An 18,058-nucleotide genomic window follows, 5' to 3' on the forward strand; every position below is an offset into this window, starting at 1 on the left:
CCGACATGCCCAGTCACCGCTGGATCGTCAGCGAGCTTCCGGCGGTGCCGCCGCAGTCGGCGCAGTCTGCCGCCACCGAGATCGTCGCCGGCTGCCACCGGCGCCTGCGCGGGCCGTACACCGGAGTCGACACCGTGCTGCGCGCCGTGCTGCCCGAGGCCGTCCGCCGGTGGCCCGACCTGGTGGACTTCCACCGCGTGGAACTGCTGTACGGGATGCCCGACCTGGCGGACCTGATCGGCCCCGCGCCGCAGACCCTGGCGATCGAGTCCACGTTCGAGGAGCGCACCCGGTTCTTCGGCGCCGGGATGATCCGCTGCATGAGCCAGGGCGTGGTCTCCTTCCTGATCGCCCACGCCGCCCGACTGCGCACGGCCGGCGAACCCGCGCCGCACCTCGTCCTCCACCAGGTGGACCGGGCCGAACCGACCACCCAGGAAGTGATCGCCCTCCTGCTGCGCCGGGCCGACCCCGCCCAGCTGCGGCTGACCGTCCGCACCGGCACCGGCGACCTGCCCGAGGAACTCCACCGCGCCCTCGAACGCTGCGCCGAACGGGCCTGCGAAGTGGACGAGTCGAGCGCCGAGCCGCTCGTGCGTACGGACGAGGAGTTGGTGCGCGCGTACGTCCGCGGCGACTGCGTGTCCGACGACCCCGCCGAGCTGCGCGCCTACCGGGAGGCACCGCCCGAGCTGCGGGCCCACCTGCACGACCGGCGCGCCGAGGAGCTGGAGGCCGCCGAACTCCACCCGGGCGTACGGGTCGGCGCGCTCACGCACCACCGCGAGCACGGCAGCGACCCGTCCGGGGCGGGCCGGACCGCGCTGCTCGCGGCCCAGCGGCACTGCGTCGAGGTCGGGTTCTCGGCGGCCGTGATCGACCTCGGCCTGCGCGGACGCGCCGTCACCGCCCCCGACGTCCACCCGCACGACTTCTGGGAGTTCACCCACCAGGCGGCCGCGGCCTGCATCCCGCTCGGCCGCCACGAGCAGTCGATGGACCTCTACCTCGACGTCATCCAGCGGTTCACGGACCCCAAGGTCCACATGATGACCAGCTACTCCATCGCCATGCTGCACACCCGCTTCCTGCGGCCCCGCGACCACGACCTCGCCCTGCGCTGGCAGAACAACGCCGTCGCCATCGCGAGCATCCTCCCCGACCCCGCCGACCGGCTCACCTACAGCGTCTTCCACGACAACGGCCTCGCCCTGGTCGAGATGCACCGCGGCAACCTCGGCCGGGCCCTGGAACTGGTCGAGTCCTGCATCGCCCGGCTCGACGCGCAGCTCACCGACGCGCAGTGGCGGCTGCACCGCTCCCAACTGCTCTACAACCGGGCCCGGTTGCTCACCGCCACCGACCGGCTGGACGAGGCGTACGCCGACTACTCCACACTGGTCGAACTCGACCCCTACTACACCGACTACCTCTCCGAGCGGGCCCGGATCCACCGCACCCGCGGCGACTTCGACGCCGCCCTCGCCGACTACGACCGCGCGGTCGACCTCGCGCCGCCGTTCCCCGAGCTGTACTACAACCGCGGCACCGCCCGCGTCGAGGCCGGCGACACCAAGGGCGCGCTCGCCGACTTCGGCTACGTCCTGGAAATGGAACCCGACGACCTCGACACCCGGCTCGCCCGTGCCGAACTCCTCCTCGACCTCGAGGAGTTCGAGGCCGCGGACGCCGACGTCACCGCCGGGCTGACACTGCGCCCGCTGGACCCCCGACTGCTCTGCATGCGCGGCACCGTCGCCCTGCAGTGCGGCGAACTCGACCGGGCCCGCGAAGCGCTCGACGCCGCCCTCGCCCTCGACCCCGAGTACCCCGCCGCGCTCCTCAACCGCGCCGTCGTCCACCACGAACAGGGCCGTCACCCCGACGCCGTCACCGACCTCACCACCCTCCTCGACCTGATCGGCGACGACCCCGACGTCCTGCTCAACCGCGGCATCGCCCACCAGGCCGACGGCCGCCCCGACCTCGCCCTCGCCGACTACCGGCGCGCCCTCGCCCTGCCCGGCGCCGACCGGACGGAACTGGAGGCCCTCAGCGCCGAATGCGCCGCCACCGGCTGACGGCAACCGCCGCGCGCCGCACCCGAGCCGCGCGCCGCGTCCGAGCTGCGCGCCGCACCTGAGCCGCGCGCCGCATCCGAGCCGTGCGCCGCATCCGAACCGACCAGCAGAAAGCGGGGCAGCCGCCATGACAGGCCCGGTCAGAATCGCCGTGCTGTGCGGCAGCGCGTCCACCCCCTCGTCCACCGAGCGCCTGCTGCGCCGGGCGGCAGCCCACGCAGAGGCGCTCGGCGCACGGGTGGACCTCTTCACCGGCGAACGCCTCCGGCTCCCGCTCTACGGGACCCCCGGTGCGGCATCCGACGGCGCGGCCCTCGACCTGGTCGCGTCCGTCGCCGTCGCCGACGGCCTGCTGCTGGGATCGCCCTGCTACCACGGCTCCGTCTCCGGCCTGCTCAAGAACGCCCTCGACCACCTGGAGGAACTCCGCGACCGCCCCGCCCCCTACCTCGACGGCCGGGCGGTCGGCTGCCTCGTGACCGGCCAAGGCACCCAGGGCCCCGCGAACGCCCTCCGCACCCTGCGCGACATCGTCCACGCCCTCCGCGGCTGGCCCACCCCCCTCGGCATCACCGTCGACGGCCCCGTCCGCGGCGCCCCCGCCGACCGCGACCTCGAAGCCCGTCTCCACCTCCTCGCCCACCAGGTCGTCACCTTCGCCCAGCACCACCGCACCGCCACCACCCCCGACATCGCGGCCGTCTCCCGCTCCGCGTGACACCACTCCCCGCGGCGCCACCACCTTCGGCCGATGCTCCGTGTCAAAACTCCTTGCCGATCCACGGACGGCGACCTGTCGCCGATCGGCCCGTACCGCCCCCGAACGGAAGCTGTCGTGGTGTCGGAGAGTCCGCGCATCATCGACCTCTGGGTTTCGCCCGAAGACGGTCCTGAGATCAGTGCATGCGCGCCTGAGGCCGGGCCGCCGGCCGCAGCGGGGAAAAGCGGGTGCCATGGGGTGGGGGGCTGGTCTAGCGTCGTGGGCTGCCCTGCCCGCTGCTTCGTGATCGGTGCTGCCGTGAGACTCGCCCTGCCGTCGGTTCTGCGTGACGAGCCGTTGTTCGCCCGGTTGTTCTTCGGGCAGTCGCTGTCGGTGCTGGGTGACCGGGTGACGTTCGTGGTGCTGCCGTTCGCGGTGCTGTCGGTGGGTGGTTCGGCGGCGGACGTGGGGTGGGTGACGGCGGCGGGGCTGGTGCCGCTGCTCCTGCTGGTGCCGGTGGGCGGGGTGTGGGCGGACCGGCTGTCGAGGCACCGGGTGATGCTGGTGGCGGACGCGGCGCGGTTCGCGGTGCAGGCGGCTGCGGCGGCGCTGCTGCTGGCGGGCCGCTGCGGGGTGGGCGAGCTGGTCGCGCTGATGGCGGTGTCGGGGGTGGCGACGGCGTTCTTCACGCCGGCGTCGAGCGGGCTGCTGCCGCTGCTGGTGCCGACGGAGCGGCTGCGTGAGGCGAACGCGCTGCGCGGGGTGGTGATGTCGGGCAGCGTGGTGGTGGGTCCGGCGGTCGCGGGAGGGCTGATCGCGGCGGTCGGTCCGGGTGGTGCGCTGGCGTTCGACGCGGTGAGTTTCGCGGTGAGCGCGGTCTTCCTGGCCCGGTTGAGGGTGGCGCGTCCGGCGGACCGTCCGGCGGAGCGGGAGTCGTTCCTGCGGGAGTTGCGCGAGGGCTGGGACGAGGTGCGCAGCCGCCCGTGGGTGTGGGCGGGCATGGCGGGGATGTCGATGTACCACGTGGTGGTGCTGCCGGCGGTGTTCGTGCTCGGCCCGGTGCTCGCGGACCGCGAGTGGGGCGGCGCGAACAGCTGGGCGCTGGTGACGGCCGCGTTCGGGGTCGGCGCGCTGGCCGGGGACCTGTGGCTGTACCGGCTGCGCCCGGACCGTCCGATGGTGGTGGCGGCCGCCGCCCTGGCGGTGGCGTCCTGTCAGGCGGTGGTGATCGGCTGCGGCGGTCCGGTGGTGCTGATCGCGGTGCTGGAGGCGGTGACGGGTGTCGCGGTGTCGGTGTTCTTCGTGCTGTGGGAGACCGCCCTGCAGACGCACATCCCGGAGCGGTCGCTGTCGCGGGTGAGTTCCTTCGACCACCTGCTGTCGGCGGGGCTGATGCCGCTGGGTCTGGCGCTGGCGGGTCCGTTGACGGAGGTGGTGGGCGTGCGGACGGGGCTGGTGGCGATGTCGGCGGTCGCGGTGCCGTGTGCGCTGGCGCTGCTGGGGCTGCGCTCGGTCCGGACGCTGCCCGCGGAGCCGGTGAAGCCTGCGGGGACCGAAGCGGTGGTGGCGGCCGCGGCCGGCTGACGGCCGGTCATTCGCGGACGACCTCGGCGGCCGGGCGGTCGTGGCGGAGTCCGAGGAAGCGCGGGGCGCGCAGCCGCCCGTCCCGCGTCCACTCGGTGAAGGCGACCTGGGCGACGAGCCGGGGCTCGACCCAGTGCGGTCGGCGCAGCGGCACGTCCTCGCCGAACGGGCTGTCGGCGCGGACGAGCCCGTCCAGGACGGTGCGCAGCGCGTGGAGCGTCCGGGTGTCGAAGCCGGTGCCGACCTTGCCGGCGTACCGCAGCCGTCCGCCCTGGTGGTAGCCGAGGAGCAGCGCGCCGAAGCCGGCCCGGGTGCCCGCCGGGTCGGTGAACCCGCCGACCACGAACTCCTGCCCGGCCTCGCACTTGAGCTTCAGCCAGTCCGCCGAGCGGCGCGGCAGGTACCGGCTGTCCGCGCGCTTGGCGATCAGCCCCTCCCAGCCGGCCGCGCACGCCGCGGCGAGCGGTACCGGCCCGGCGGGCGCCCGCCGGTGCTCGGTGTAGCGCAGCGGGCCGGCGAAGGCGATCGACTCGGCGAGCAGCGCCTTGCGGTCGGTCAGCGGCAGCGCGGTGGTGTCGTGTCCCATCAGGGAGACCACGTCGAAGAGGAAGTACGTGACGGCGACGCCGCCGGCCACCGCGCGGACCGGGTCGTGCAGGCCCATCCGCTGCTGGAGCAGCGCGAAGCTGGTGACGTCCCCGTCGAGGGCGACGATCTCGCCGTCCACGGTGAAGCGCGGGACGGGCTGGGCGGCGAGCGCCGCGACCAGTTCCGGGTAGCCGGCCTCCAGCGCCTGGCCGGTCCGGGACCACAGCCGCACCCGGTCGCCGTCCCGCTCGGCGAGGGCCCTGATGCCGTCGAGTTTCCGTTCCAGCACCCAGCGCTCGTCGAACGCGCGGCGCGTACTCGCCGTGGCCAGCATCGGACGGATCTCCACACCTGATCGTGTACCCGCCGCCGGACCCGGGCCGCGCCCGCCGGACGGGTACGATCGCCGGGTGAACAGCTACTGGCACGTCGTCCTGCCGCCGCTCGCGGGCTGACCGGGCGCGCGACGATCCGACCCGTGTGACGGCCCCGCCGAGGGGCCCGTTGTCGTGCGCCCGTTCCGGAGCAGATCCCGAACGCCCGCGACGACGGAAGAGTCACCGCCGTGCCGAACCGCACTTCCCCGCTCACCCCTGCCCGCACCTCCCCGCTCGCCGTTACCCGCGCCGCCCTGCGGACCGGACCCGCGCCGGTCCTCGGCGCCGCCGTCCTGTGGGGCACCACCGGAACCGCCGCCTCCCTCGCCCCCGCCGGGGCCCCCGCCGCCGCGATCGGCTGCGCGGGCCTCGCCCTCGGCGGCGTGCTCCTCTACCTGACCTCCCTGGCCGGCTGCCCCCGCCCGGCCTGGACCCGCCGCGAACGGTGGCTGCTCGCCGCCGGCGTCCCGGCAGTGGCTGGCTACCCGGTGGCGTTCTACCCGGCCGTCGCCCGCACCGGCGTCGCCGTGGCCACCGTGATCGCCCTCGGCAGCGCCCCGGTCTTCGCCGGGCTGCTCGCCTGGGCCACCGGCCGGCACCGGCCGACCGCCCGCTGGGCCGCCGGGACGGCCGCCGCCGTGCTCGGGTGCGCGCTGCTGGTGCTGGGTGGCGCCGCGGGGCAGATCGATCTGGCGGGGGTGCTGCTCGCGGCGGCCGCCGGGCTCGCGTACGCCGGGTACTCGCTGATCGGCGGGCGGCTGATCGGCGCCGGACGGCCGTCGGACGCGGTGATGGGCGTGCTGTTCGGCGGCGCCGGGCTGGCCGTGCTGCCCCTGGTGCTCGCCCTCGACCCGCGCTGGCTGGCGACCGGCGGGGGAGCCGCCGTGGCCGGCTACCTCGCACTCTTCACGGTCTTCCTCGCCTACCGGCTCTTCGGGTACGGGCTGCGCCGCACCCCCGCCGCGACCGCCACCGCGCTGACCCTCGCCGAACCGGCGGTGGCGGCGGTGCTGGGCGTGGCCGTGCTCGGCGAGCGGCTGCCCGGCGCGTCCTGGTGCGGCCTGGCGGTCCTGGCGGCGGGCCTGCTGCTGCTCACCGCGGGCGAACGCGTCACTGCGGGCGAACGCGACGGCTGACCACCCGTCGGCGGGCTGCCCGTCGGCCGGTCATCCGTCGGCGAGGGCGATGCGGTGGTGGACGGTCGCCGGGTCGCCGAGGTGGGTGACCAGCCAGGTGGCGACGGTGGCGCGGGTGGCGGTGCCGGCGCGGGGGAGTGGACGGTCGTAGGCGGTGAGGGGCTCGGGGGCGGCGGGGCCGTCCTTGAGCATCGGGACGCGCAGGACCGTCCACGGCAGGTCGGAGGCGGCCAGAACGCCCTCCATCCGCTCCAGGTCGTGGTGCACCTCGCGGTAGACGCGGTCGACCACCAGCCGGGTCACCAGCCGTTGGGCGAACGGCAGGTGGTCGCTCTCCAGTCCGGCCGAGGACATCACGAGGACGTGCCGCAGCCACGGCAGGCAGGTGAGTTCGCGGGCGGCGTCGGAGAAGACGGTGGTGGCCGCGCGGCTCGCGGTGCCGAGCGTGGAGACGACGGCGTCCTGCCCGGTGAGGGCGGCGCGCAGCGCGCCGGGCTGCTGGACGTCCGCCCGGACCGCCTCGGGGGTGCCGTGGGCGAAGGCGGGCAGCTTGGCGGGGTCGCGGACGACGGCGGTGACCTGGTGGCCGGCGGCGAGGGCGAGGTCGGTGACGAGCCGGCCGGTGCGGCCGGCGGCTCCCAGGACGGCGATGCGCATCGGTGGTTCCTTCCGGAAGGCGGTGGGCCGACGGGTGGCGGTGGGCGCGCTGTCGGCCTTGGCAATTCAGTCAGACAGGCTGTATGACTGAAACCAGTGAACCACACCCACCACGCCACACCGAAGGGCGAGGAACCATGGACGACACCCGCTACCCCGACCTGGCCGGCCAGGTCGTCGTGATCACCGGCGGCAGCCGAGGCATCGGCGCCGAGACCGCCCGCGCCTTCGCCCGCCAGGGCGCCGCCGTGGCCGTGCTCGGCCGCGACACCGCCGCGCTGGACGCCGTCGCGGACCAGCTGCGCGAGGCCGGCGCGAAGGCGCTCGCCGTCACCGCCGACTGCACCGATGCCGACGCGCTCGCCCGGGCGGCCGCCGCCGTCGCCGAGCGGCTCGGACCGGTCGAGGTGCTCGCTGCCTTCGCGGGCGGCGACGGCTACCCCGTGCCGACCGTCCGGGAGAGCGAGCAGCACTGGCGCTCGGTCCTGGACGGCAACCTCACCGCCACCTTCCTCACCGTCCGCGCCTTCCTGCCCGGCCTGGTCGAACGGCGCCGCGGCTCGGTCGTCACCATGGCCTCCACCGCCGGCCGGCTGCCCAGCGGCGCGAGCGCGGCGTACGCGGCCGCCAAGGCCGGGGTGCTGATGCTCACCCGCCACCTCGCCGCCGAGGTCGCCGCGGACGGTGTGCGGGTCAACGCGATCGCCCCCGGGGCGGTGCGCACCGAGCGGACCGCCGCGCAGATGCCGCCCGAGGTGCAGCGCCAGGTGGCCGCCGCGCACCCGCTCGGCCGGCTCGGCGAACCGCGGGACATCGCCGACGCCGCGCTGTTCCTCGCCTCCGGCGCGTCCGGCTGGATCACCGGCCAGACGCTGGACGTGAGCGGCGGCCGCGTGATCCTCTGACCGGCCGTCCGGGGGATACTGCCAGTCTCACCAGCTCGATCAGACGCAGTGGAGGCGAGGCGATGAGCCCCCGGTCGTACCGGATGGGACAGCGGCAGGCGGACGTCGAGGAGACGCGTGCCCGGATCGTCGAGGCCGCCCGCGTGCACCTCGCCGAGACCGGCGCGCTCTCGCTCGACGCGGTCGCCCGCCGAGCGGACGTCGCCCGCGCCACCGTGTACTACCAGTTCGGATCGCGCACCGGCCTGCTGGAGGCGGTCTGCGACGCGCTCGCCGCCGAGGGCGGCCTGGACCGGCTCCCCGAGGTGTTCACCACCGCCGACCCGTGGCAGGCGGTCGACGGCTTCGTCGCCGCGTTCGGCGACTTCTGGGCTGCCGACCGGCTGTGCACCCGCCGACTGCGCGCCCTCGCCGCGCTCGACGAGGAGACCGGCCGGGTCGTGGCGGAGCGCGACGCCCGCCGCCACCAGGGCGCCCGCGTCCTCACCGCGCGCCTGCCCGACGCCCCCGAGGACGCCGGTGCGCTGCTCGCCGCGCTGACCGGTTTCGAGACCTACGACGCGCTGGCCCGCGAACTCGCCGGCCCCGACGGCGACCTGCGGGCCGCCGTCCCCGCGCTCACCCGCACCGTCCGGGCGGCGCTCAGCCCCTGAGAATGTGCTCCGGGCCGCCCAGCACCGCCCACCAGGTCGACATGTCGTCCTCCGGGTCGTCCGGCCGGACCTCACGCCAGGCCACCGCCGCCTGCACCAGGGCGTGCTCGCCGGGCTCCATCGGCGGCAGCACCCACGCCAGCCCCAGGTGGTCGGGCCGCACCTCGGAGCCCCACTTCGCGGAGTTCCGGTACACCTGCTTCAGCAGCCCCTCCCAGCGGGCCGGTACGCCGTCGCCGGCCCGGTGGCACAGGTCCTCGGCGTCGGGCCCGCCCAGGTGCAGCACGGTCCGCCCGTCGTGGAGCTCGACCGCGGTGAGGCCCTGGCCGCCGTCCCACTGCGCCTCGACCCCGGGCGGTACGGCGGCGAAGGCCGCGGCGAGCCGCACCAGCTGCAGCGGCTCGTGGGCGGTGACCCGCCAGACCGCGCCCCAGCAGCCGTCCACGGGCCGCACGAGGTCAGGGTCCGAGCACGGCGGTTCGAAGGGCTTGACCACCAGCTCCAGCCCGAACCGCGGGTGCGACCAGCGGAGACCGTCGGCCGTCGCCTGCTCCGCCACGCCGGGCACCAGGTGGCCGTCCACCACCGCGGAGAGGCGGAGCACCCCGAGCGGGGTGCGCACGCCGGGGACGGGGACGGTGGGGACGGGATCGGCCATGCCGTGACGCTAGCAAGGCGCCGCAAGGGGTTTCCGGTGTGGAGCTGCCGCCCCGGTGGGGCGGGGCGATACTCGGAGGGCGGGGGACGATCGCGAGCGGAGGTGGGCGAGATGGCCCAGGACGTGAGTGCGGGGAAGCGGCCGAAGCGGCCGAACATGTTCCGGCGCTTCTACGCCTTCGTGACGGCGAAGCACAACACCTCGCTGGTGTTCCTGCTCGCGCTGTCGATCGGGGTGCTCATGGTGGCGGTGCAGTACGACAACGAGCCGGCGATGACGGGCGTCTTCGCGCTGATCTGGTTCGTCACCTTCGTCGGGCTGGTCGGCCAGTTCTGGGGCCGGCACCAGGCGGCGCAGCACCGCCTCGCCTGACGCCGGCCCCGGACGGGTACGGCGTCAGCGGCCGTTCCAGACGGTGGTGATGTTGCAGAACTCGCGGATGCCGTGCCCGGACAGCTCCCGCCCGTAGCCGGAGCGCTTGATGCCGCCGAACGGGAAGGCGGGGTGCGAGGCGGTCATGCCGTTGAAGAACACCCCGCCGGCCTGCAGGTCCCGGACGCACTCCGCCTGTTCGGCCGGGTCGGTCGTCCAGACGTTGGAACTCAGGCCGTACGGTGAGTCGTTGGCGATCGCGACGGCCTCCGCCAGGCTCTCCGCGCGGTACACGGTGGCGACCGGGCCGAACGCCTCCTCGTGGTGGATCCGCATCCCGGGCGTCACCCCGGAGAGCACGGTCGGCAGGTAGTACCAGCCGGTCGGGCCCTCCGGCCGTTCGCCGCCGCACTCGACGACGGCGCCCTGCGCGACCGCGTCGGCGACCAGCTCCTCCAGGTCGGCGCGGCCTTGGCTGGTGGCCAGCGGGCCGACCTCGGTGGCCTCCTCCATCGGGTCGCCGACGACCAGCTCGCGCATCCGGTCGGTGAAGGCGGCGAGGAACGCCGCGTACACCTCGGCGTGCACGATGAAGCGCTTGGCGGCGATGCAGGACTGCCCGTTGTTCTGCACCCGCGCGGTGACGGCCTTGGCGACGGCGGCCGGCAGGTCGGCGGAGGGCATGACCAGGAACGGGTCGCTGCCGCCGAGTTCCAGGACGGTCTTCTTCACCTCGTCCCCGGCGACCGCCGCGACCGCGCGGCCCGCGCCCTCGCTGCCGGTGAGCGTCACGGCCGCCACCCGGCGGTCCCGGATGACGCCCTCCACCCCGGCCGAGCCGATCAGCAGCGTCTGGAAGCACCCCTCCGGGTAGCCGGCCGCCAGGAACAGCTCCTCCAGCGCCAGCGCGGTGCGCGGCACGTTGGACGCGTGCTTGAGCAGCCCCACGTTGCCCGCCATCAGCGCGGGCGCCGCGAACCGCACCACCTGCCAGAACGGGAAGTTCCACGGCATCACCGCGAGCACCGGGCCGAGCGGCCGGTAGCGCACGTACGCGCCGGTGCCGCCCGAGTCGGTGACGTCCTCGGGCGCCGGGCGCTCGTCGGCGAGCAGGGTGTGCGAGCGGTCGGCGTACCAGCGCATCGCCTTGGCGCACTTGGCGGCCTCCGCGCGGGCCGCGCCGATCGGCTTGCCCATCTCGAGCGTCATGGTGCGGGCGATGTCCTCCTGCCGTTCGTCCAGCAGGTCGGCGGCCCGGTGCAGCAGCCGGGCGCGCTCGGGGAAGCCGGTGGTCCGCCAGGACGCGTACGTCCGCTCGGCGAGGGCGAGGCGCCGTTCGACCTCGTCCAGGCTGAGCGGAGCGAAGGTCTCCAGGGTCTGGCCGGTGGCCGGGTTGACGGTGGCGATCGGCATGGCGGGGTCACTCCTCGTCGTCGGGCGGTTCGGGTGGTTCGGGCGGTTCGGGTGTGCGGCGGGCCGGCCGGCGCCCGGGCGGCTGGACGGGCTCGGGCAGCGGACGCGGTTCGGGTACGGGCAGTGTGACCGGTGCGTCCCGGGTCAGCGTGAACGGCTCGCCGTGGTGCCACAGCTCCAGCTCGGGTCCGTCCAGCAGCCGGTACTCGGCCCGCTCGGCCGCCACCTCGACCCGCACCAGCCGCCGCTGGAAGCGCACGGTGAAGCAGAGCCCGGTCAGCCGCTCCGGCAGCCGGGGCGCGAAGGCGAGCACGTCCCCGTGGTGCCGCATCCCGCCGAACCCGGCGACCAGGCCGATCCACGTCCCGGCGAGCGCCGCCAGGTGCAGGCCGTCGCGGGTGTCGTGCTCCAGGTCGGCCAGGTCCATCAAAGCGCTCTCGGCCAGGTAGTCGTACGCCAGCTCCAGCTGCCCCACCTCGGCCGCGAGCACCGCCTGGCTGTGCGCCGACAGCGAGGAGTCCCGGACCGTCAGCGCCTCGTAGTACGCGAAGTTGCGGGCCTTCTGCGCCGGACTGAACGCCTCCCCGCGCAGCTGCATCGCCAGCACCAGGTCCGCCTGCTTGACCACCTGCTTGCGGTACAGCTGGAAGTACGCCCGGTGCCGCCACAGCGGGTACGCGTCCGGCGGGGTCCGCTCGAAGTCCCACACCTGGTGGCCGGTGAACCCCGCGGACTGCTCGTGCACCCCCAGCAGCCCGTTGTACGGCAGCGCCAGGTGCAGCGCCGCGTCCCGCCAGGCCGCCGTCTCCGCGTCGCTCACCCCGAGCGCCAGCGCCAGGTCGGCGTTGCGTTCGGCCGCGTCCGCCGCCGCCCGCAGGTTCTGCTGGGCCATCAGGTTGGTGAACACGTTGTCGTCCACCACCGCGCTGTACTCGTCCGGGCCGGTCACCCCGTCCAGGTGGAACGCGCCCCGGTGGTCGACGTGCCCCAGCGAGTGCCACAGCCGCGCCGTGTGCACCAGCAGCTCCAGGCCCGCCTCCCGGTCGAACAGCAGGTCGTCGGTGGCGGAGGTGTAGCGCACCACCGCGTCCGCGATGTCCGCGTTCACGTGGAACGCTGCCAGTCCGGCCGGCCAGTACCCCGAACTCTCCTCGCCGTTGATGGTCCGCCAGGGGAACGCCGCCCCCTCCAGACCCAGGCGCGCCGCCCGCCGCAGCGCGGCCGGCAGCGTCCGGTGCCGCCAGCGCAGCGCCGGCGCGACCGCCGACGGGAAGGTGTAGCAGAGCACCTGCAGCACGAACAGCTCGCTGTCCCAGAAGCAGTGCCCGTCGTACCCCGGGCCGGTCAGCCCCTTCACCGGCACCGCCCGCTCCTCCGCCCGGGCCGCCGCCTGCACCACCTGGAACAGCCCGAACCGCACCGCCAGCTGCAACTCCTCGTCCCCGTCCACCCGGACGTCCGCGCCCGCCCAGAGCGCGTCCAGGAAGCGCCGCTGCTCCGCCACCAGGCCGTCCCAGCCGGTGTCGCGGGCGACGGTCAGCGCCGCGTCCACCTGGTCGGCCACCGCCGGGCGCGAGCGCACCGCCGACCAGCCGTGTGCCACCAGCTTCTCCAGCCGCAGCACCTGCCCCGGCCGCAGCCGCGAGGTCACCGTCAGCCGCGCCAGGTCCGGTCCCGCCGAGGCCTGCACCGCGGTGCCCGAAGGACCGTCGACGGTGTGCTCCGCCGCCACCGCCACCCGCAGCCCGCTGTGCCGGGTCCGGTGCACCAGGCGCAGGGCGGTGCCCTGCGCGGCGTGCTCCTCGCCGAGCAGCACGGCGTCGTCGTCGGCGTGGACGGTGCCGTTGGCCAGCAGCTCGGACTGCAGCACGATCCGCGCCTCGCCGTCCACCGGCTCCACCTCGTACGCGATCGCGCCGATCGCCCGCTGGGTCAGCGACACCAGCCGCCAGGACCGCACCCGGACCGTCCGGCCCGACGGCGAGGTCCACTCCACCACCCGCTCCAGCACGCCCGAGCGCAGGTCCAGCACCCGCCGGTGGCCGCGCAGGCGGCCGTACCGCAGGTCGAACGGCTCGTCGTCGACCAGCAGCCGGACCAGCTTGCCGTCGGTGACGTCGACCACCGCCTGCTCGGTCTCCGGGCTGCCGTACTGCGGCTCCGGGCAGTGCTGCCGGTGCCCCTCGTACACGCCGTTCAGGTAGCTGCCGGACAGGCCGCGCGGCTCGCCCTCGTCCAGGTTGCCGCGCCAGCCCAGGTGCCCGTTGGACAGCGCGAACAGCGACTCGCTCTGCGCCAGCACATCGGTGTCCAGCCGCTCCTCGCGCAGGCACCACGGATCGACCGGGTACGCGGGGTGGACGATCACGGCACTGCACCTCCGGAGGGCGGACGGGCCCGGCTACGTCCACCCTGAACCCGTTCCGCCCCGGGCGCCTGCCCGGGGCGGAACGGTGTCGCACCGGTCGTGCCGGTCAGCCCGCGATCAGCGGGTAGTGGTCCGACAGGTCGGTGTACGTGTAGTCCTTGAACCAGCTGGTCACCGTCCACGGCGAGGAGTGGAAGCGGTGCACGGTGTTGGTGTACGCCTGCGGGCGGGCATGGTCGGCCCGGTACAGCACGTAGTCCAGGTCCTCCTTCGGCTCGCCCGGGTAGCGGTAGGCCGCGATGGAGTTGTCCACCGTGTCGAAGGAGTTCGTCCAGCCGTCCCGGGTGGAGGCCGGCGCCAGGTTGCCGTGCGCCAGCATCGACGGGTACTCGGAGTCGTGCGAGTTCACGTTCAGGTCGCCCGCGATCACGATCGGCTCGCTCGCCGGGATGTTCTTGGCGTCCAGGAACGCCTTCATCGCGTCCAGCTGCGCCGCCCGCACGGTGGCCGGCTGGCCGCTGGAGCAGCCCGAGTCGGTGGACTGCAGGTGGGTGCCGACCACGTGGGTGCGCTGCCCGTTGACGTTCAGCACGGCGTAGACGAAGCCCTTGTTCGACCACCAGTCGGCGCCGCACGCGTCCTTGAAGACGTACTGCTCCTTGCGCAGGATCGGCCACTTGGAGAGCAGCGTGACACCGCCGTCCTCGGGGGTGGCCGAGTTGTAGTTGCCGCCGGTCGCGTCCCAGCCGCCGGTCGACCGGCCGACCACGGGGGTGTGGTACGGGTACGCGGCCGAGGCCTTGGCGGTCAGCGCGTCGGAGGCGGCGTTGTCGAACGCCTCCTGCAGGACCACCACGTCGTGGCCCTGGAAGAAGTCCGCGGTCGCGATGGCGTTGGCGCGGTAGTCCTGGCCCCAGTTCGGGTACAGGTTCTTGCTCATCAGGAAGACGTTGTACGTCAGCACGTTGAGCGGTGCCACGGTGGCCGGCGCGGTCTCCGCGTGGGCCGGCGCGGCAGCCAGCGGACCGGTCGCCAGGGCGGCGGCGGTGGCGACGGCGGCGGTCAGCCGCGCGGCGCGACGAGGGTGGGTCTGGGGCATGGATGCTCCGGAAAAGGTATGTCGAGTGCCCGTCAACTCGCGGGCTGTTGTGTAGTCAACTCGGGCCCGTGTACGCGCTACAAGACATCGGTCGAGCATTGGATGAACTCGGCCGAAACAGAAACTACTGGCCGGTAGTCGCCGCTCGGGCGGCCGTCCGGTGCGGCTCTGCGCCCGCCGAACGGTCGGCGACCAGACGGACCGCCCACCGTCCGAGCAGCTCCTCCACCGGCGGGTGCGCCAGGCCGACCGCCGCCTCCAGGCGCTCGGCCGACGCGGTGTCGTACCGGTCCTCCGACAGGAACGACAGCGCCTCCCGGTCGACCCCGGTCAGCCGCTCCGGCAGCAGTCGCACGAGGGCGAGCGGCACGGTGAGGCGCGGCGCCCGCACGCCCAGGTGCCGGGCCACCTCCGCGACCAGCTCCGGCAGCGGCGGGGTCGCCGGGTCCAGGACGGTGTGCAGCTGCAGGGGCTCGGAGTCGTGCTCCGGGACGGCCGCCAGGAACGCCGCCAGGTGGTCCACCGCGACCACCGGAACGAACGTCCGCCGGCTGCCCGCCAGGGCCGGCAGCCGACCCTCGTACAGCTGCTCGACCAGTGGCGCCAGACCGAGGAACTGCTCGCACTCGCCGGTCACCGAGTGCCCGATCACCACGGCCGGATTGACCACCGTCACCGGCACCCCCAGCCGCGGCGCGAGGACGCGCACCGCCGCGTCGCCCTCCCGCTTGGACGCCTCGTACGCGCCCTCGGCGCGGTAGCGCTCGTCCGCGTCGGGCAGCGGGTACGCCGTGGACGGCGCGCTGCCCACCCGGTAGCCGGACAGGTGCACCAGGCGACGCAGCCGCGGCAGTCCCGCCGCCCAGCGGACCGTGTGCGCCGCGCCGTCCGCGTTGACCGCCGCCGCCTCGGCGCGGGTCAGGCCGAAGCGGTAGAGCGCGGCCAGGTTGTATATGTCGCGGGTGGTGGCGGACAGGCGCTCGTGGTCGGCGGGGGAGAGGCCCAGGTCGGGGCGGGAGACGTCGGCGCGGACGGTGGTCAGCGCGCGGTCGTCCGCGCCGTGGTCGCGCAGCCAGGCGCGCAGGGCGGTGTCCTCGCCGCGGACGGCGGCGGTGACGGGGGAGGCGGTGTCTTCGCGGGTGAGCAGGTGGAGGGTCAGCCAGCGGCCGATGAAGCCGTTGGCGCCGAGGACGAGTGCGGTCATGGTGCAGCTCCCAGTGATGTTTAAGTGGACCGATCTGCATATTTTGAGGTCATGAAAGGGTGGAGATCCGCCGCCGGTCAGGCGAGCAGCAGATCGACCGCGCGCGCGGCCTGTTCGAGCGGCAGGCGGCTGTGCTGCACCCGGGCGAGCAGCAGCGCGCCCTCCACCAGGGCGAGCGCCGAGCCGGCCGCCGCGTCCGCCGAGCCGCGGTCGCGGCCGTCCCGGACCAGCCGGTCCGCGAGCGCGCCCTGCCACTCGGCGTACGCGCTCTCGCAGACCCGCCGCAGCTCCTCGTGTCCGGCCGCCGTCTCCAGCGCCACGGTGGCCAGCGGGCAGCCCTTGGCGTACCCGGACTGCTCCATCCGCTCGCCGAAGGCGTCCAGCAGCCCGCGCACCACCTCGGCGGCGGACAGCTCACCGCCGGTCATCCCGGCGATGAGCAGCGCCACGTCCCGCCCGGCCTCGGCCAGCGCCTGGGCGACCAGCTGGTCCTTCCCCTCGGGGAAGTGGAAGTACAGCGAACCGCGCGGCGCGCCGCTCTCCGCCAGCACCTGGTTGAGGCCGGTGCCGTAGTAGCCCTGCGCCTCGATCAACTGCCGGGTGGCCGCGACCAGCCGGGCCCGGGTCTCCTCGCCCTTCGCTCCCATGCCGGAAACAGTAGACCGATCGCCATATTCCTGTCGAGCCGCTCCTGCCGACCGCTGCTCAGCTCACGCCGCGCGAGGCCCAGAAGTCGGCCCGGGCCAGCAGCGAGGTGTCCGTGTTGTCGGTGAAGAAGCCGTCCACACCCTGCTCGTACAGGTGCCGCGCCCAGCCGATCGCGTCACCGTACGCCGCCGGGTCGGTGCCCTTGCGGAAGTCCGTGGGGAGGAAGGAGTTCTCGTTGCGCACCGTGTACGGGTGCAGCAGCAGCCCGGCCGCGTGCGCGTCCGGCACCAGGGTGGTGGACGGCTGCAGCTTGCCCGTCGCGTCGACCGGCGCGATCAGCTGGGTGGTCGGGCCGATGCCGTGCGCGAACGAGGCGATCCAGCGCAGCCCGTCCTTCGTCACCAGGTCCGCCACCGTCCGCTTGTCGCCCGCCAGCACGAAGTCGTACGGCTGGGTGCCGGCGGCACTCAGCAGCTGGATCCGCGGGTTGTCGACCAGCTTCGCCAGGCGCTGCAGGCTGCTCGGCTCGAAGGACTGCAGGATCGCCCGACCGTTGCGCCCGGCCAGGCCGCCGCGGCGCAGCTCGTCCGCCAGGCGCTCCTCCAGCGGCAGGCCGATCGAGCGGAAGTAGGAGGGGTGCTTGGTCTCCACGTACAGCCACACGTCGCGGCCGAGGGTGCGCGAGCGCTTGTTGGCGAACTCCACCACCTCGCGGAAGGTCGGCACCGCCCAGCGGCCGTCGTAGAGCGTGTTGCGCTGGCGCTGCAGCGGCAGGCGTTCCTTGGCGCGCAGGGTGCGCAGCTCGGCGAGGGTGAAGTCCTCGGTGAACCAGCCGGTGATCGCCGTGCCGTCCACCGTCTTGGTGGTGCGGCGGGCCGCGAACTCCTTGTGGTCCGCGACGTCGGTGGTCTCGGCGATGTTGTTCTCGTGCCGGACGACCAGGTGCCCGTCCTTGGTGGGGACGAGGTCCTGCTCGATCACGTCCGCGCCCAGCTCCAGCGCGAGCTCGTACGCGCCGAGCGTCTCCTCCGGGCGGTAGCCGCTCGCGCCGCGGTGCGCGACCACCAGCGGGTGCGGCAGGCGGTCCAGCGCGGTGCCGGTACGGACGGGCGGGCGGGTGCCGGTCTGGCGCTTGGCCTCGCCCTCGTTGCCCTGACTGCCCTGGCCCTGGCTGTCGTCCGCGAACGCCTGCGACGCGCCGGCGCCGAGCGCCACCGCGCCCAGGCCCACCGCGCCGCTCGCGCGCAGGAACGACCGGCGCGAGGCGGTCGGGTCGTCGATCGGACGGTGCGTCATCTGGCTCTCCCCGGTGGCGAATCGGCGCTGACGTGCCCCGCACGCTGCTTCGTGTGCCGCCGCGGAGCCCTCCGGGGACCCTAGGCGCCCCCGCCCCACCCCGGGTGAACTCCGGCCGAAGCCCGCACCAACTCCGCGCAGTCCCCGCTCCGGACCTGCCGCAGTGCCGTTGATTTCAGCCACTCCCGTCACGCCGGTCCCTGTGGTCCGCTTCACGTTTGGCTCCGCGAGCCGTTCCATTTGTCACGCGAATGTCCGACTTCTGATGAGCTGTCTCCGAATATCGGACGGATATCACGTCTGGGGCGGGACTTGGCAA

Annotated in this window: 16 protein-coding genes; 7 read left to right on the top strand and 9 right to left on the bottom strand. The window is 74.4% G+C overall.

The features are described from left to right. The first annotated feature begins 5 nt into the window (after positions 1-5). The 3 genes from ACGFX4_RS04165 to ACGFX4_RS04175 all read left to right on the top strand — a co-directional run bounded on the left by ACGFX4_RS04165 (position 6) and on the right by ACGFX4_RS04175 (position 4,365). On the top strand, positions 6-2,081 hold the full coding sequence (locus ACGFX4_RS04165; RefSeq protein WP_393070076.1) for a tetratricopeptide repeat protein: 2,076 nt from the start codon (positions 6-8) through the stop codon (positions 2,079-2,081). A 127-nt stretch (positions 2,082-2,208) separates the two neighbouring features. Next, positions 2,209-2,799 carry an NADPH-dependent FMN reductase gene (locus ACGFX4_RS04170; RefSeq protein ID WP_393070078.1) on the top strand — a complete coding sequence of 197 codons (591 nt, stop codon included), beginning with the start codon at positions 2,209-2,211 and terminating at the stop codon, positions 2,797-2,799. Positions 2,800-3,099: 300 nt separating this feature from the next. After that, positions 3,100-4,365 carry an MFS transporter gene (locus ACGFX4_RS04175; protein WP_393070080.1) on the top strand — a complete coding sequence of 422 codons (1,266 nt, stop codon included), beginning with the start codon at positions 3,100-3,102 and terminating at the stop codon, positions 4,363-4,365. 7 nt (positions 4,366-4,372) lie between these two features. Here the strand turns inward: ACGFX4_RS04175 and ligD are convergent, their stop codons facing one another. Next, a complete protein-coding gene (ligD, locus tag ACGFX4_RS04180) occupies positions 4,373-5,302 on the bottom strand; it encodes a non-homologous end-joining DNA ligase (protein ID WP_393070082.1) in 930 nt (309 codons plus the stop codon). Between the two features lie 216 nt (positions 5,303-5,518). Here ligD and ACGFX4_RS04185 point away from each other — a divergent pair, with 216 nt between their 5' ends. Continuing rightward, entirely contained in the window at positions 5,519-6,466 is a 948-nt protein-coding gene (locus ACGFX4_RS04185) for an EamA family transporter (RefSeq protein ID WP_393070084.1), read from the top strand. 30 nt (positions 6,467-6,496) lie between these two features. Here ACGFX4_RS04185 and ACGFX4_RS04190 read toward each other — a convergent pair whose 3' ends face one another. After that, on the bottom strand, positions 6,497-7,123 hold the full coding sequence (locus ACGFX4_RS04190) for an NAD(P)-dependent oxidoreductase (RefSeq protein WP_393070086.1): 627 nt from the start codon (positions 7,121-7,123) through the stop codon (positions 6,497-6,499). Between the two features lie 137 nt (positions 7,124-7,260). Between ACGFX4_RS04190 and ACGFX4_RS04195 the strand changes: the two genes are divergently transcribed. Next, the gene (locus ACGFX4_RS04195) at positions 7,261-8,028 is read left to right on the top strand and encodes an SDR family NAD(P)-dependent oxidoreductase (RefSeq protein ID WP_393070088.1); all 768 of its coding nucleotides are present in this window, start codon (positions 7,261-7,263) and stop codon (positions 8,026-8,028) included. A 62-nt stretch (positions 8,029-8,090) separates the two neighbouring features. Further along, positions 8,091-8,681 carry a TetR/AcrR family transcriptional regulator gene (locus ACGFX4_RS04200; protein WP_393070090.1) on the top strand — a complete coding sequence of 197 codons (591 nt, stop codon included), beginning with the start codon at positions 8,091-8,093 and terminating at the stop codon, positions 8,679-8,681. Here ACGFX4_RS04200 and ACGFX4_RS04205 read toward each other — a convergent pair. Beyond that, positions 8,671-9,339, bottom strand: a complete 669-nt coding sequence (locus ACGFX4_RS04205; RefSeq protein ID WP_393070092.1) for a hypothetical protein — start codon at positions 9,337-9,339, stop codon at positions 8,671-8,673. The two genes, ACGFX4_RS04200 and ACGFX4_RS04205, sit on opposite strands and share 11 nt — an antisense overlap. 111 nt (positions 9,340-9,450) lie before the next feature. Here ACGFX4_RS04205 and ACGFX4_RS04210 point away from each other — a divergent pair, with 111 nt between their 5' ends. Beyond that, the gene (locus ACGFX4_RS04210) at positions 9,451-9,711 is read left to right on the top strand and encodes a hypothetical protein (RefSeq protein WP_393070094.1); all 261 of its coding nucleotides are present in this window, start codon (positions 9,451-9,453) and stop codon (positions 9,709-9,711) included. Positions 9,712-9,735: 24 nt separating this feature from the next. On the opposite strand, the gene ACGFX4_RS04215 is transcribed toward ACGFX4_RS04210, so the two are convergent. From ACGFX4_RS04215 to ACGFX4_RS04240, 6 genes are all read right to left on the bottom strand, one after another. After that, on the bottom strand, positions 9,736-11,124 hold the full coding sequence (locus ACGFX4_RS04215; protein WP_393070096.1) for an NADP-dependent succinic semialdehyde dehydrogenase: 1,389 nt from the start codon (positions 11,122-11,124) through the stop codon (positions 9,736-9,738). Positions 11,125-11,131: 7 nt separating this feature from the next. Next, a complete protein-coding gene (locus ACGFX4_RS04220) occupies positions 11,132-13,492 on the bottom strand; it encodes a glycoside hydrolase family 65 protein (protein ID WP_393070098.1) in 2,361 nt (786 codons plus the stop codon). Positions 13,493-13,598: 106 nt separating this feature from the next. Next, entirely contained in the window at positions 13,599-14,591 is a 993-nt protein-coding gene (gene sph / locus ACGFX4_RS04225) for a sphingomyelin phosphodiesterase (RefSeq protein ID WP_393070100.1), read from the bottom strand. Between the two features lie 124 nt (positions 14,592-14,715). After that, the gene (locus ACGFX4_RS04230; protein WP_393070102.1) at positions 14,716-15,795 is read right to left on the bottom strand and encodes an SDR family oxidoreductase; all 1,080 of its coding nucleotides are present in this window, start codon (positions 15,793-15,795) and stop codon (positions 14,716-14,718) included. Positions 15,796-15,872: 77 nt separating this feature from the next. After that, positions 15,873-16,442, bottom strand: a complete 570-nt coding sequence (locus ACGFX4_RS04235; RefSeq protein ID WP_393070104.1) for a TetR/AcrR family transcriptional regulator — start codon at positions 16,440-16,442, stop codon at positions 15,873-15,875. A gap of 58 nt (positions 16,443-16,500) precedes the next feature. Beyond that, positions 16,501-17,739 (bottom strand): glycerophosphodiester phosphodiesterase, encoded by a 1,239-nt coding sequence (locus tag ACGFX4_RS04240; RefSeq protein ID WP_393070106.1) that lies wholly within the window; start codon positions 17,737-17,739, stop codon positions 16,501-16,503. Positions 17,740-18,058 lie beyond the last annotated feature (319 nt).

The sequence above is a fragment of the Kitasatospora sp. NPDC048365 genome, assembly GCF_043200835.1.
Classification (GTDB): domain Bacteria; phylum Actinomycetota; class Actinomycetes; order Streptomycetales; family Streptomycetaceae; genus Kitasatospora; species Kitasatospora terrestris.